Origin of the sequence: Nesterenkonia xinjiangensis (genome assembly GCF_013410745.1) — a bacterium.
Classification (GTDB): domain Bacteria; phylum Actinomycetota; class Actinomycetes; order Actinomycetales; family Micrococcaceae; genus Nesterenkonia; species Nesterenkonia xinjiangensis.
This window is the reverse complement of sequence record NZ_JACCFY010000001.1, coordinates 2,683,106-2,697,394: the sequence shown is the minus strand read 5'-3', so window position 1 is coordinate 2,697,394 and position 14,289 is coordinate 2,683,106. Positions and strand designations below refer to the sequence as shown.

Genomic DNA, 14,289 nt, shown 5'->3' with positions numbered 1-14,289 from the left:
TCAGGGAGATGCCCGGCGTCGCGGACCGAACGGGGCCCACGACGCCGAGCTCATACTAGGCGGTCGGCCGGGTCTCAGTCAGTCCGTCACCGTCACATCCTCGACCCGGACGTAGCTGCGCAGGTCCATCTCCACGTCAGCGACCCGGTCGCTGTGCACGATGAAGTAGTCCTGGAACCACAGCGGAATGACCGGAAGGTCCTCCAGCAGGATGTCCTCGGCCTGCTGGTAAATCTCGTCGGCGTCATCGACATCCGCGGCGTTCGCCTGATCGATGAGCGCGTCGAAGTCCTCGGAGGCGTATCCCGAATAGTTCGAAGGCGCCCCTTCCGAGTAGAGCGGCTCCATGGCGTACTGCGGGGACGGGTAGGCCAGCAGCCAGCCCAGCCGATACGGCCCGGTCACGCCCTCGGACTCGTGCAGGTCAAGATACTGAGCGAAGTCCAGGGACTCGTAGCGGATCTCCTCGACACCGAGGTTCTGGGCCCACTGGTTGCCGATGGCCTCGACGTAGTCGTCATGACCGGTGCCGGTATCTGTGTAGAGCGTCAGCTCCTCGGGGCCGCCGGCGGCCTCATAGAGGTCGGCAGCCACCTCTGGGTCGAAGTGGCAGTGCTCGCAGGCATCATCGCGGCCCTGCGGCAGCACCGGCGGCAGGATCGAGCGGGCGGCGGTCTGGGAGCCGTCGAAGATGTTCTCGATGATCTCCTCCCGGTCGATCGCCATGGACATCGCGTGACGCAGGTCCGCGTCCTGGAACTCCTCGTCGTAGAGGGGGAAGCCCATGTAGACGAATCGCGAGCTCTCGTGCTGGGACCAGTCGTCGCCGAAGTCGTCCTCGATGCCGGTGATCCGATGTGGCGGGACCTCCCCGAGGATGTCGAGGTTCCCGGCGAGCACGTCGGTGTAGGCGGTGTCGACGTCGTTGTAGATCATCCATTCGAGGCGCTGCGGGGATCCGGGCTCCTCGCCGGGCCACTCCTCATAGCGTTCCATGGCGACCTCGACGTCGTGGACCCACTCACCGTCCATCTGGTAGCGCCCGTTGCCGATCGGTGCGGTCTGGAAGGCCTCCATGTCCTCGAAGGCGACCTCCGGCATCGGGAAGAAGGACGTGTAGGTCAGCACCACCGGCAGCTGGCCGAAGGCCTCGGTGAGCTCCAGCTCCAGAGTGTGCTCGTCGACGGCGCGGACACCCTCCATCTCCTCTGCGTCTCCCGCGAGGACCTCGTCATAGCCGAGGAACTTGTCATGGAAGGTGGCCCCGGCCTGCGCGTTGTCCGGGTCCACGACCCAGTTGAACGTGTCGACGAAGGTCTGTGCGGTGACCGGATCCCCGTTGTGGAAGGTGAAGTCCTCCCGCAGGTGGAACGTCCAGGTGGTCTGGTCCTCGGTCTCCCAGCTCTCCGCCACAGCAGGCACGGCCTCGTAGTTCTCGTAGTCGATCTGGGTGAGCCCGGTGAAGAGCTGCTCCAGGATCCGCGAGCCGCAGTTCTCGGTGTTGTTGCCGGGCATCAGGTTCTGCGGCTCGCAGTTGTAGATGCTCAGCGTGCCGCCGTCGTCGTCGCCGGCAGCCTGGGTCTCGCCGTCGTCGTCTCCGCAGGCGGTCAGCAGCAGGGCTGCGGCCGCGCTGACGGCGACAAGACGGGCGGGTGCTGAATGTGTCCTCATCAGATGTTCACTTCCTTGCAGCAGGATGCGGTCCTGGGGAGCATGGTGGCCGACCGGGCCGCCTCACTCGGTGACGGTGATGGACTCGACGCGGGGCAGGCCGCGCGGGCTGACCTCGACGTCGGAGATGCGCTCGGTGTGCACCACGTGCTGCTGGTTGAACCACAGCGGAATGACCGGCAGGTCCTCCAGCAGGACGTCCTCGACCTCGTGGTAGAGCGGACCAGCCTCCTCGACGTCCGCCGCATTGGCCTCGGCGATGAGAGCGTCGAAGTCCTCGCTGGAGTAGCCCGCGAAGTTCCGGGAGGCGCCGGTGGAGTAGATCGGCTCCATCGCGTACTGGGCGCTCGGCGAGGAGAGGGTCCACCCGAGGCGGAAGGGCCCGGCCGCGTTCTCCTCGGTGAGGTCGTCCAGGTACTGGGCGAAGTCCAGGGAACGGAAGGTGATGTCCTCGATGCCCAGGTGCTGCTGCCACTGATGGGTGACGGCCTCCACCCAGTCATCGTGGCCGGCTCCCGAGTTGAAGTAGATCTCCAGCTCGGTGGGCCCGCCGGCGGACTCGTAGAGGTCGGCCGCGGCCTCCGGGTCATGGTCACAGGCTTCGCAGGCATCCTCGCGACCCTCCGGGAGGACCGGAGGGATGATGGAGCGTGCAGGCTGCATGCCGCCGTCGAAGATGGTCTCCACGATCGAGTCCCGGTCGATGGCCATGGACAGCGCCCGGCGGACGTCAGGGTCCTGGAACTCCTCCTGATAGAGCGGGAAGCCGAGGTAGGTGAAGGTGCCGGTCTCGAAGGCGCCCTGATTCTCTCCGAAGTCCGCCTCCATGTTCGGGATCTGCTCCGGCGGGGCCTGTTCGAGCAGGTCGAGCTCCCCCGCCTGAACATCCATGTAGGCCGTGCCGACGTCCGAGTAGATCATCCACTGGATGCGCTCCGCCTGGCCCGGCACCTCGCCGGGCCAGTCCTCGTGGCGCGTCACGGCGATCTCGGTGTCATGCACCCACTCCCCGTCCATCTGGTAGCGGCCGTTGCCGATCGGGGCCTGCTCGAAGGCGTCCATGTCCTCGTAGGCCACGTCCGGGAGAGGTGAGAAGCCCAGCAGGCCCACGTGGACCGGCAGCTGCCCGAACGGCTCGGAGAGCTCGATCTCCAGAGTGTGGTCGTCCAGGGCGCGCACACCGGCGAGCTCCTCGGTCTCACCCTCCTGAAGCTCCTCGTAGCCAGCGATGATCTCGTAGAACTCAGAGTTCACCTGCGCGTTCTCCGTGTCGGCCGTCCAGGTGAAGGTGTCGACGAACGTGTGGGCGTCGATCGGGTCGCCGTTGTGGAAGGTGTAGTCATCGCGCAGCTGGAATGTCCAGGTGACGTTGTCCTCGGACCCCCACTCCGTGGCCACACCCGGGGCGGCCTCGAAGGTGTCGTAGTCGATCTCGGTGAGCCCGGTGAAGAGCTGCTCGAGCACTCGGGCCCCGCAGACCTCCGAGGTGTCGCCCGGCGTCAGGCTCTGGGGCTCGCAGGTGTAGGCGCTGAACTCGCCCCCATCCGAGACGTCCGACTCTTCGCCGCCTTCACCGCAGGCGCTGAGCACCAGGGCGGTGCTGAGGCCGGCACCGGCCAGCGCGGAGCGGCCGGAGCGGGAGTCGGTCAGACGTGTGGGTGTCCCCCGGGCGTGGAGGGACGAGGGTCTATGGCTGGTGCTCTTCACGGGGCTCCTTCACCGGGCCGGGCTCGTGACCCAGGCCGGTCGGGGTCGTCTGTGTCGCGCGGTGCAAGTGTGCCGCGGGCAGCGCCGCAGCGTGTGCGGCCGGTGATTTGGGGGAAGAGGCGACGTCGTGCCTCGTCCCGGCAGAAGGACGCGGCCCGTCCAGGCTTGTGGCCGGCACGGACCGCGTCCTCATGCTGTGGCGCTCGGGCCCTCAGTCCTCGGCGACGACGAGCTGCTCGACACGCAGGAAGGTGCGCGGGTCCATCAGGACGCTGTCGCCGTCGATGCGGTCCGAGTGGACCACGCCGAAGTTCTGGAACCACAGGGGGATGACCGGCATCTCCTCCAGCAGGATGTCCTCGGCCTGCTGGTAGAGCTCGGCGGCCTCGTCCTCCTCCAGAGCAGCGTTCGCCTCGTCGATGAGGTCGTCGAACTCCTCATTGGAGAAGCCCGCGTAGTTCGAGGACTGGCCAGTGGTGTAGATCGGCTCCATCGCGTACTGCGGCGAGGGGTAGGAGAGCACCCAGCCCAGACGGTACGGTCCGGTGATCTCATCGTTGTCGTGCAGATCGAGGTACTGGGCGAACTCCAGGGACTCGAAGCTCACGTTCTCCACACCCAGGTGCTGCTGCCACTGGTTGGCGATGGCCTCGGTCCACTCCTCATGCCCCGCACCGGAGTTGAAGTACACCGTCAGGTCCTCAGGACCGCCGGCCTCCTCGTAGAGCTCAGCGGCTGCGTCAGGATCGAACTCGCAGTACTCGCAGGCGTCCTCGCGAGCCTCGGGCAGCATCGGCGGGATGATGTTCGACGCCGGAGTGAAGGCTCCGTTGTGGATGGTGTCGATGATCTCCTGGCGATCGATCGCCATGGAGAGCGCGTGGCGGACATCCTCGTCCTCGAAGTCCTCCTGGTAGAGCGGGAAGCCCATGTAGGTGAAGGAGGAGGTGTCGAAGGTCTCCTGGTCCTCGCCGAAGTCGGCCTCCATGTTGGGCCGCAGATGCGGCGGCACGGAGTCCATGATGTCCAGGTTCCCGGCCTGGACGTCCATGTAGGCGGTGTCGATGTCGGCGTAGATCTTCCACTCGATGCGCTGCGGGACACCCGGGTCCTCGCCGGCCCAGTCATCGAAGCGCTCCACGGCGATCTCCTCGTCGTGGACCCACTCACCGTCCATCTGATAACGGCCGTTGCCGACCGGAGCCTGCTCGAAGGCCTCGATGTCCTCGAAGGCGACATCCGGCATCGGGTAGAAACCGGTGTAGGAGAGCATCATCGGCAGCGGGGAGAAAGGCTCGGTGAGCTCGAGCTCGAGAGTGTAGTCGTCCACCGCGCGGACGCCCTCCATCTCCTCGGCGTCGCCGGAGGCCACCTCGTCGTAGCCGAGGAACTTGTCATGGAAGTTCGCGTTCTGCTGGGCGTTGTCCTCTGCCACGACCCAGTTCCAGGTATCGACGAAGGTCTGGGCGGTGATCGGGTCGCCGTTGTGGAAGGTCCAGTCCTCGCCGAGCTCGAAGGTCCAGGTGACGTTGTCCTCGGTCTCCCAGCTCTCGGCGACACCGGGGCCGGCCTCGAGGGTGTCGTAGTCGATCTGGGTCAGGCCGGTGAACAGGTTCTCCAGGACCCAGGAGCCGCAGACCTCGGTCGAGTTGCCGGGGACCAGGAACTGGGGCTCGCAGTTGTAGGCGGAGACCGTGCCGCCGCCATCTGCTGCCTGGGCGTCACCGTCGCCGCCGTCGCCGTTGCCTCCGTTGCCGCCGCAGGCAGTCAGCGTCAGGGCTGCCGCCGCAGAGACGGCCACCGCCCCGCGGCTGAAGGTTCTGTGTGTGCGCATCTGCGATGTTCTCCTCATGGGTGCGAGCGACGGGCTTCAAACCCAGCCGCGACTGCAGTCGAGCAGGTCGTCGCTGCGGCGACCCGCTCAGTGGTCGGTCACGCATGCCTCATCAGAACGCATCAGCGCGTCCCGATGTTGCGTACGTCACCCGATGCCCGGAGTCTATCAAGGAAACTTTTCACAAGTGTTTCAGATCCACCTCGATGCGCGTGCTGCAGGTCACGATCTGATCACTGTCGCCAGACGTCCTCCGCGTCGAAGGTCCGTCCCTCGCTCATCCGCAACGCCTGCCCTTGGGCCACGAGCTGCTCGTACTTCTGTGCGGACTTCTCCGCCGACTTGAGCTGCCGCGGGGAGAGCATGAGCGTCCGCTCCGCCTCGATGCCGGCCTGGAGCTGCCGGCCACGCTCCAGCTCGGCGTCGAGCTCAGCTCCCAGCAGCAGGACCACATTCATGATGTAGATCCAGAACAGGAAGATGATCACCCCGGCCAGCGCCCCGTAGGTGGCCTCGTAGCTGGCGAAGTTTCCGATGTAGAACCCCACCCCGATCGTGGCCAGCACCATCACCACGATGGCGACCAGGGCGCCGGGCGAGATCCAGAGCGGCCCCGGCTGTCGGACGTTCGGCGTCGCGTAGTAGAGCAGCCCGACGCAGGCGGCCGCCACCAGCAGCAGCACCGGATAGGTCGCGTAGTCCCACACCGTCACTGCGGTCTCACCCAGCCCCACGGTGTTCCCGATGGCCTCGGCCAGCGGTCCGGAGATCACCAGCATCACCGCGGAGAGGGCCACCAGCACGATCAGTCCCACCGTGACGCTGTAGAGCACCGGTCGCAGCTGCAGCATCGATCGTCCCTCGGGAACCTCGTGGATCCGATTCATCGCCCGGGAGAAGGCATTGACATAGTTCGACGCCGTCCACATCGCCACCAGGATTCCGACCGCCAGGCCCAGGCCCGCCCCGGGGGCGGAGGTCACCACTCCCACGATGGTCTCCACGGTGTCCATGAACTCCTCGTCCACGAGCTCCGACATCGTCTCCAGGATGAAGTCCTGAGTGGCTTGAGCCTGCCCGACGACGGAGAGCAGCGAGACGAACGCGATCAGCGCCGGGAACAGCGAGAGCACCGCATAGTAGGTCAGGCCGGCGGCCAGGTCGGTGCACTGGTCCCGGCTGAACTCCGCAAGAGTCCGCTTCAGGCTGTACCGCCAGGTCGCCCCGGTCAGCCTCCACGGAACACGCGGCTTCTCGGGGGCCTCCTCGGATGCGGCGAAGTCCATGCGCTGCCGGCTCTTCACGGACAGCGGCTGATCCGCCGCCGCAGCCACAGTGCCAGGGCGCCGGGCATCCTGATAGGTCGCCTGCTCATCGAGGACGTCTCGGTCCTCGGCCATGTCTTCCCGTGCCCTGTAGGGGCGAAGGCCGTCGTCGGTCGCACGGGTGTCCTGCTGCGGCTCGAAGCTCATGGGGTCACCCTAGCCGCAACGACGCTCCAGGTCAGCGGGTCCGGGCGGATCGGTCGAGAACCACCGCCCGAGAATCACCAATCACGATCCGGCACGCCCGCACGGAGGGGCCCGGTCACTCGGCGGCGGCGTCGCGGCGGGTCAGCCGCAGGTCGTCGATGTGGGTGATCGCGGCCGGCAATGAGTTGTTGAGGTAGCCGGACCGTGCGATCGCCATCGAGCCCACGGCGGAGGTCAGCAGCTGGGCGACGACGGCGATGAGCGCCTTCACCAGGTTCATCGCGGAGAAGTCCACCAGCAGGGCGCCGACGACGATCGTCGCCACGCCGAGTCCGGCAGAGGTGCCGACGCCGGAGGCGCGCAGGTAGAGGTCCGGCAGCCGGAAGAGGCTGATCGCGGAGACCATGATGACGAAGATGCCCAGGAAGATTAGCACCATGCCAGCCAGATGAGCGCTCATCTCGATGATCTGCAGGTCCATCAGCGCTGCCCTCCTGATCCGAGTCGTGCCATGGATATGGCGGCCATGAAGCCCAACAGCGTGGCGATGAGGATGATGTCGAAGAGCGCCTCGATGTCGATCCGCAGGCCGATCAGGGCGATGAAGCCGATCATGGCGAAGAAGATCAGATCCGAGGCGACCGCACGGTCCGAGGTGCGTGGCCCCAGGAATCCGCGCACGCCGGCGATCAGCATGCCGACGCCCAGCAGAACCAGAGCCACTTCAAGGGTGATCTCCGTGATCACAGCGGATCACCTGCCTCGTCCTCGTCGACCTCCACCGGGGCGACCACCGGGGCCTGGACGGGTCTGGTGAGGTCCCCGACGTCGCGACGCATCGCGTGGAGCAGCCGGTCCTCCATCTCTTGGATCTCCGCCACGAAGGACTCGCGCCCTTCCACGAACATGCCATGCACGTAGAGGATGCCGTGCTCCTTCGAGAGGGTGATGGTCAGCGTCCCCGGCGTCAGCGTGATCAAGGTGGAGATCATCGTCCACTCGGTGTCCGTGCGGGACGCCGCCGGGATCGCCACGATGGCCGGAGCCATCCTCATCCGTCGGCGCGGGCGGAGCACTTCGACGGTGACCTGCCCGTTCGCGAGCACGAACTCGCGGACGTACCAGAACAGGAAGCTCAGGATGCGCAGCGGCCAGGGCCGCCTGGCCAGATTCTCCAGACTCATGCGCCGCTCACCGCCCTCACATAGTCGATCGGATTCAACAGGTTCTCCGCCGCTGTGGCCGAGAGGCTGAGCAGCAGCTCCGCGCCCAGCCCGAAGAAGAGCGTCACCACCGCCAGCAGCGCCCCCGGCACGATGAGCTTGGCGGGGACCTTCACCGCCTGCTCTCCGGCCAGCACCCGGGTGGTGGTCGTCGTCGGCGGGCCGATGGTCAACGTCGGAGCGCCTGCCTGGGCCTCCACACGCAGGTATCGCTTGCCGTGGGTGCGCTGCTGGTGGATGAGCGCCCGCTTCTCCAGATTCTCCGGCTCCGAGCCCATGAACACCCCGGTCCAGATCTTCAGCATCGAGAGCAGCGTGAACACCGAGACCACCACGGCCACGGCCGCGACCCAGTAGTGCGACTGCTCCAAGGTGGCCTGGATGATGGAGAACTTCGCCACGAACCCGGAGAACGGGGGCAGCCCGGCCAGCGACAGCGCGGCCACCATGAAGGTGATCGCGACCAGCGGCTCCCGCTTGAGCATGCCGCCGAGCTTGTCGATCTCTCCGGTGCCGTAGGTCTCCTCGATCGCGCCGGTGGAGAGGAACAGCGAGGCCTTCACGATCATGTGGTGGAGCAGGTAGAAGATCGCCGCGGTCAGCCCCAGGGTGGTGAACAGCCCCACGCCGATGAGGATGTAGCCGATCTGGCTGATCATGTGGAACACCAGGATCGAGCGGGTCGTCTTCTCCCCGATCGCCCCCAGCACGCCGATCAGCATCGTCAGGCTGGTGATCAGCAGGGCCACCCACAGGAAGCGCTGGTCCCCGTCGAAGAGCAGCGCGTAGATCCGGTAGATCGCGTAGATCGCGACCTTGGTGTGGATGCCGGAGAACAGGGCGGTCACCGCCGGAGAGGTGAGGGCGTAGGTGCGGGTCAGCCAGCCATGCACCGGCACGACGGCGGCCTTGATGGCGATCGCGGTCAGCACCACTCCCCCGGCCACCGCCACAGCCGGGTCCTCCGCGGCCGCTCCATGCAGCTCGGCAAGGTTCACGGTGCCTGCGGTGGCGTAGACCAGCCCGACTCCGACCAACAGCAGGGTGGAGGCCAGCAGGTTCACCGAGACATAGATCCGGGCCCCGTGGGCTCCGAGCTTCGCCCCCATCATGGCCAGCAGGCCGTAGGAGGGCAGCAGCATGACCTCGATGAACACGAAGAGGTTGAAGAGGTCCCCGGTCATCAGCGCCCCGGCGACACCCGCCATCAGCACCAGCACGAACGGGTGATAGAACCGTGCCCGGGCCTCGTGGGTGGCCATGGCGAACAGCACCGAGGCGATGCCCAGGATGCTGATGATCATCAGCACCAGGGAGGAGAGCGCATCGACCACGAACGGGATGGAGACCCCGTACTCCCACAGGCCCACCTGGTGGGCGATCACGGTGCCGTCGTGGGTCTCCACGACCAGCAGGAGCGAGAAGGCGAGCAGCCCCGTCAGAGTGCCCAGACAGATGATGTGCCGGGCGAGCTTGTTCCGTCGGAACAGCGCCCCCAGCGCACCGAGGAACAGCGGCACGCCGACCAGCAGCGGCAGCAGAGGTCCCAGGATCTCGCTCATCGCGGACCCCCCTTCCCGATGCCCGGATCGGCGCCGGCGTCGTTGATGTCACCGGTGCCGCCGCCCTGCTGATCTGTCAGCCCCGGGCTGAGCTCAGGGCCTTCAAAGTCATGGACCGGACTCAGCGGGCTCGCATGCGCCCCACCCGTGCCCGCGCCCGCGGCGCCGGTGCACTCGATGTCGTGGCGCATCATGCCGGCGTCGTTGATGTCACCGGTGCCGCCGGTGAGCACCATGATCGGCGACTCCTCCTCGTTCTCGGTGTCGTCGTCGGTGGTCGTGGTGATCGCCAGGGTCACCATGAACATGGTGATGGAGAAGGCGATGACGATCGCGGTCAGCACGAAGGCCTGCGGCAGCGGGTCAGCCTGCTCGCCGACTTCTCCGGAACCGATGTAGGGAACTCCGCGGTAGGCCACGTTGCCGGCCGAGAAGAGCAGCAGGTTCGCCGCGTGGGAGGCCAGGACGAAGCCGAGCACGATGCGGACCATGCCGCGTTGCATGAAGAGGTAGACGGCGGCTGCAGTCAGGACCCCGATGGCGATGGCGATGCTCATCGGTTCCTCACCTCCTGGATGCTCGTCTCGTCCTCGTCGACCGTCGGATCCACTTCGAAGGGCACGTCACCAGGGTCCACGTACCGGTGGGCGGAGCCGTGCTGCTCCCCCTCCGGGGTGCCGAAGGCGCGGCGATGGGTCCGCAGCAGCTCGGCCGGATAGCGCTGGGCCTGACCGAGTCGGTCCAGTGCCACCAGCACCGCTCCGATGACGGCCAGGTAGATGCCCAGGTCAAAGATGAGCGCGGTGGTGAACGCGTACTCTCCGCCCCAGGGCAGCGGGATGTCCCACATGATCGGCCGCAGATAGGAGCCCTCGAGGTAGCCCACCACGCCGATGGCCGCACCGGTCATGATGCCCCCGACGATGACCATGGCGTAGTCGAAGCGGAGCTTCACCGCAGAGTCCGACGGCGCCACCAGGTACCGCAGGGCGAAGAACCCACCGGCCACCAGGGCGGCGATGAATCCGCCGCCGGACTCGTAGTGGCCGCGCACCAGCAGCACCAGCGACAGCAGGATGATGAATGGCGCCATCCAGTTGAACACCAGGCGCATCGCCGTGGTGTTGTCCTCCGCGTTGTAGATCGGCGTGCCGACCCACAGCTGAGACGCCGCCGGGGCGTTGTCCGAGGTGGAGAACGCGGAGTTCAGCAGCGCCAGGATGGCGAATCCGGCGACACCGAGCACGGTGAGCTCCCCGAAGGTGTCCAGGGCGCGGAAGTCGACCAGGATCGAGTTCACCGTGTTGGTCGCATGCGTGGCGTCATAGGTGTTCTCCAGGTACCACTCGGCCACCGGGGACTGCCCGCGCCGACCGGTCAGCGCGAAGGCGGCGATGAAGGCCATCACGCCGAAGCCGATCGCCACCGTCGCGGACACCACGGTGCGCGTGCGGGAGACGGCGTGGAACCGCTTGGGCAGCTTCCGCAGCACCAGGACGAGCACGACCACGGTGAGGATCTCGACGAGCAGCTGCGTCATGCCCACGTCGATCGCGCCGAGCAGGAAGTACCATGCGGCCACGACGAAGCCGGCACCGCCGGCGAGCACCACCGCGGCCGTCCGGCTCTGGGTGATCACCGTGCCGATGAGGAAGAACACGAGCAGACCGATCAGCACCCAGTCCGTGGGGCGGGTATGGCCGGGGGTCAGCTCACCGACGAACGGGGCCGTCATCAGGCCGGCGATGAAGATCCCGACCAGGAGGATGCCCGGCACGGTCAGGTGCAGGCCATGCATGTCGGTGCGTGTTAGATCACCGACGCGGCGGCCGAAGGAGATGGATCCGGTGCGCAGCCTCTCCACGACCTGCACTCCGGTGAACGGCAGGATGGTCCGTGGGATGAGCGAGTCCACCCGCACCCGGTACAGCACGAGGATCAGTCCGACCACGATGATCACGGCGGAGAGTGCCAGGTCCACGGTGAAGCCGTGCCACAGGGCGAAGTGCGCCTGGTACTCCTCCGGCGAGGCCGCCGAGGCCGCCGCGCTGACCAGCCCGTCGAAGATCTGCGGGAAGAAGCCCAGCACCAGGCCTGCCGCCGCCGGCAGCAGAGCCGGCAGGTAGAAGGACAGCGGAGCCTCGTGGGCGCCGTCCTGCGGCATCGGCTCATGGACCTCGTCACGACGGCCCGCACCGGTGTAGGAGGTGAAGACGCCGAGCACGATGCGTCCGCAGTAGGCGAAGGTCCCGACGGCGGCCAGCACGGCCAGGCCGGTGATCAGCCAAGTCAGGCCGGCACCGAGATCCGCGGAGAGGAGGCCTGCGAGCAGATGCTCCTTGGAGACGAAGCCCATCAGAGGCGGGATCCCAGCCATCGAAACACAGGCGATCACCGTGATCACCCCCGAGACCCGCATCGTGCGCTGCAGCCCGTTGAGCCGCCGGATGTCTCGGGAATGCGCCTCATGCTCGATGATCCCGACCATCATGAACAGCGAGGACTTGAACAGCGCGTGGGCGATCACATGGATGGTCGCCGCGGCCAGCGCCGTCGGGGTGCCCACTCCGATGACGGTGACCAGGAAGCCCAGCTGGCTGACCGTGGAGTAGGCCATGATCTCTTTGATGTCGTGGCGCTGCAGGGCGAACAGGGCACCGATCAGCGCGGTGATCAGGCCGCAGACGATCAGCAGCGTCTGCCAGATCGCGACTCCCTGGAAGACCGGCGAGAAGCGCAGCAGCAGGTAGATGCCGGCCTTGACCATGGCCGCCGCGTGCAGATAAGCGGAGACCGGAGCCGGGGCGACCATCGCATCGGGGAGCCAGAGGTGGAACGGGAACTGCGCGGACTTGGTGAACGCCGCAAGCACCACCAGCACGGCCACCACGGAGGTGAACACGCCGTCCTCCTGCCAGATCCCATGCTGCAGCGCCTCGGAGATCCGCGTGGTGCCGGTGGCGACGATGATCATCAGCACGGCGGTGAGAAGCCCAAGCCCGCCGGCCATGGTGATCAGCAGCGTGCGCTGCGCCGGGGCCGGAGCCTTGTCCCCGGAGCGGTTGATCAGGAAGAACGAGCAGAGAGTCGTGAACTCCCAGAACACAAACAGCAGGATGAGGTCATCGGCCATGACCATGCCGCTCATCGCGAAGACGAACAGCAGCATCCAGATGTAGTAGTCGTTGGTGCGCTTCTGCGGGGAGAAGTACCGGGCGCTGTAGGCCATGACCAGGGCACCGATGAACAGCACGAGGAGCAGGAACACCAGGCCCAGGCCGTCCAGCCGCAGGGAGATGCCGACGTCGACGGTGGGCATCCATGGCAGGTGCTCCTCGAGCACCTCGCCGTCGGCGATCGAGCCGATCCACGGCAGCGTCGCGGCTCCGAGGCCGGTCAGCGCCACTGCGGCGAACCACCCGGTGTCACGGCCCAGAGCTCGGTGCACCAGCGCGGCGACCGGAACCAGGATCAGCGTGAGGAAGAGCAGCACCATGACCGTCATCAGCGGCCCACCGCCCGATTCCGCCCTGCCGCGCTGTCAGCCCAGAGACCGCGGCGGCCTCCCGGCGCGCAGGAGGGAGGCGTGCAGAGGGGCAGGTGCATGGTGCGGGCCTCCTGTCGGTGCGGGGAACATGTCGCCAGCGGTCCAGGCGTCATCGTCGTGAGGAAGCCCCCACGGGCGGAGTCGACACGGCTGACGAACCGGTTCTGCACCCATTCGCCTCAGGTCACGTGCTCCGCACATAGACACTACTCATCGCCGACCAGTCTTCCCGGCACACCGAAGGTGACTATATCGACCACATCACAGCCCGAGCAATTCTCCTCATGCTCTGCAGGGGCTCACGGCGCGTCCGAGGAACAGCGCTGCTGCCCCGTCCCCACGCGGTACAACGTGCCCGTCAGCGGACTGCTCATCGGGAGGATGCAGGACCCCACCATGTGAGGAGGGTCACGAGTCCTCGATCACGCCGCAGGCGGTCCGCTCACCGGCATCACCGGTCGCGAGGGTGTCCTCGTCCGGGCCGCCGGGCGCATAGCGCTCCGGCACATTGCCGTGGTTGTCCGGCTGGGAGTGCACGATGACGGCGGCACCGTCCTCGGCGGTCAGCAGCTCCGGAGTGAGCCGGTCGGTCACCACGCTCAGCTGAGCGGTGCCGTCCTGGGCGACCATGAGGTTCGGCAGGTCCCCGGCGTGGTCGGGATGGTGCACCTCGGCCTCGGCGTCGACATCAGGCATCTGCTCCTCGTCCACATCCTCCGTCTCGGGAGCCTCCTCGCCCTCGACGACACCCAGGTCGTCCTCGCTCTCACCCGCCAGGTGACCGCCGGCGGAGAAGAAGTCGCCGATCTCACCGGCGTCGTTCTCGGACTGCGGCTCGCAGAGGCCGATCTCATGGATGTGGAACCCGTGGAAGCCCGCCGCCAGATCCTGGACCTCCGCCTGGACCTGCACGCCGCCGTCCGTCTCGGTGAAGGTCACCTGACCGAGGTCATTGCCCGCCGCGTCGGCGAGCTGGGCCTGGGCGAACGCCTCGCCTGCCGAACCCTCGTCCTCGCCGCCGGCCGAGTCCTCCTCGGAACCCTGCTCGGCCCCGGCCGCGCCATCCCCCTGATCCTCATCCTGCCCCGGGGGCTCTTCATCGGTCCCCCCGCAGCCGGCCAGCACGAGGCCGAATCCGACAGCGAGGGCGGTCAGGGGCAGGACACGGGGGTGCAGACGATCAGACATCATGCGGACAGGATACGCGCCCACGACGGGACTGTGAGTTCATTGCTCCGCCGATTCGCGGCAGTGCCTGCAACCCTCCCGCCTC

Annotated in this window: 11 protein-coding genes; all 11 read right to left on the bottom strand. The window is 67.0% G+C overall.

Annotation, left to right across the window (positions count from 1 at the left end; all coding sequences use genetic code 11):
* Positions 1–78: 78 nt before the first annotated feature.
* The 11 genes from HNR09_RS12115 to HNR09_RS12065 all read right to left on the bottom strand — a co-directional run bounded on the left by HNR09_RS12115 (position 79) and on the right by HNR09_RS12065 (position 14,207).
* Entirely contained in the window at positions 79–1,671 is a 1,593-nt protein-coding gene (locus HNR09_RS12115) for a peptide ABC transporter substrate-binding protein (protein WP_179542277.1), read from the bottom strand.
* A gap of 63 nt (positions 1,672–1,734) precedes the next feature.
* Entirely contained in the window at positions 1,735–3,378 is a 1,644-nt protein-coding gene (locus HNR09_RS12110; protein ID WP_179542276.1) for an ABC transporter substrate-binding protein, read from the bottom strand.
* Between the two features lie 211 nt (positions 3,379–3,589).
* Positions 3,590–5,212, bottom strand: a complete 1,623-nt coding sequence (locus HNR09_RS12105; protein WP_179542275.1) for a peptide ABC transporter substrate-binding protein — start codon at positions 5,210–5,212, stop codon at positions 3,590–3,592.
* A gap of 233 nt (positions 5,213–5,445) precedes the next feature.
* Complete coding sequence (locus HNR09_RS12100) at positions 5,446–6,684, bottom strand: YihY/virulence factor BrkB family protein (protein WP_246348817.1); 1,239 nt, start codon at positions 6,682–6,684, stop codon at positions 5,446–5,448.
* A gap of 115 nt (positions 6,685–6,799) precedes the next feature.
* Positions 6,800–7,165: a cation:proton antiporter gene (locus tag HNR09_RS12095; protein ID WP_246348815.1), complete on the bottom strand. Its 366-nt coding sequence runs from the start codon at positions 7,163–7,165 to the stop codon at positions 6,800–6,802.
* The gene (locus HNR09_RS12090) at positions 7,165–7,431 is read right to left on the bottom strand and encodes a monovalent cation/H+ antiporter complex subunit F (protein ID WP_179542274.1); all 267 of its coding nucleotides are present in this window, start codon (positions 7,429–7,431) and stop codon (positions 7,165–7,167) included. Before HNR09_RS12090 ends, HNR09_RS12095 begins: the two co-directional genes overlap by 1 nt.
* The gene (locus HNR09_RS12085) at positions 7,428–7,868 is read right to left on the bottom strand and encodes a Na+/H+ antiporter subunit E (RefSeq protein ID WP_179542273.1); all 441 of its coding nucleotides are present in this window, start codon (positions 7,866–7,868) and stop codon (positions 7,428–7,430) included. Before HNR09_RS12085 ends, HNR09_RS12090 begins: the two co-directional genes overlap by 4 nt.
* A complete protein-coding gene (locus HNR09_RS12080; RefSeq protein WP_179542272.1) occupies positions 7,865–9,469 on the bottom strand; it encodes a monovalent cation/H+ antiporter subunit D family protein in 1,605 nt (534 codons plus the stop codon). Before HNR09_RS12080 ends, HNR09_RS12085 begins: the two co-directional genes overlap by 4 nt.
* Positions 9,466–10,026: an NADH-quinone oxidoreductase subunit K gene (locus HNR09_RS16520; protein WP_179542271.1), complete on the bottom strand. Its 561-nt coding sequence runs from the start codon at positions 10,024–10,026 to the stop codon at positions 9,466–9,468. The genes HNR09_RS12080 and HNR09_RS16520 overlap by 4 nt, the downstream gene beginning before the upstream one ends.
* A complete protein-coding gene (locus tag HNR09_RS12070) occupies positions 10,023–12,974 on the bottom strand; it encodes a DUF4040 family protein (RefSeq protein WP_179542270.1) in 2,952 nt (983 codons plus the stop codon). The genes HNR09_RS16520 and HNR09_RS12070 overlap by 4 nt, the downstream gene beginning before the upstream one ends.
* Positions 12,975–13,424: 450 nt before the next feature.
* Complete coding sequence (locus HNR09_RS12065; RefSeq protein ID WP_246348812.1) at positions 13,425–14,207, bottom strand: superoxide dismutase family protein; 783 nt, start codon at positions 14,205–14,207, stop codon at positions 13,425–13,427.
* Between the last annotated feature and the right edge of the window lie 82 nt (positions 14,208–14,289).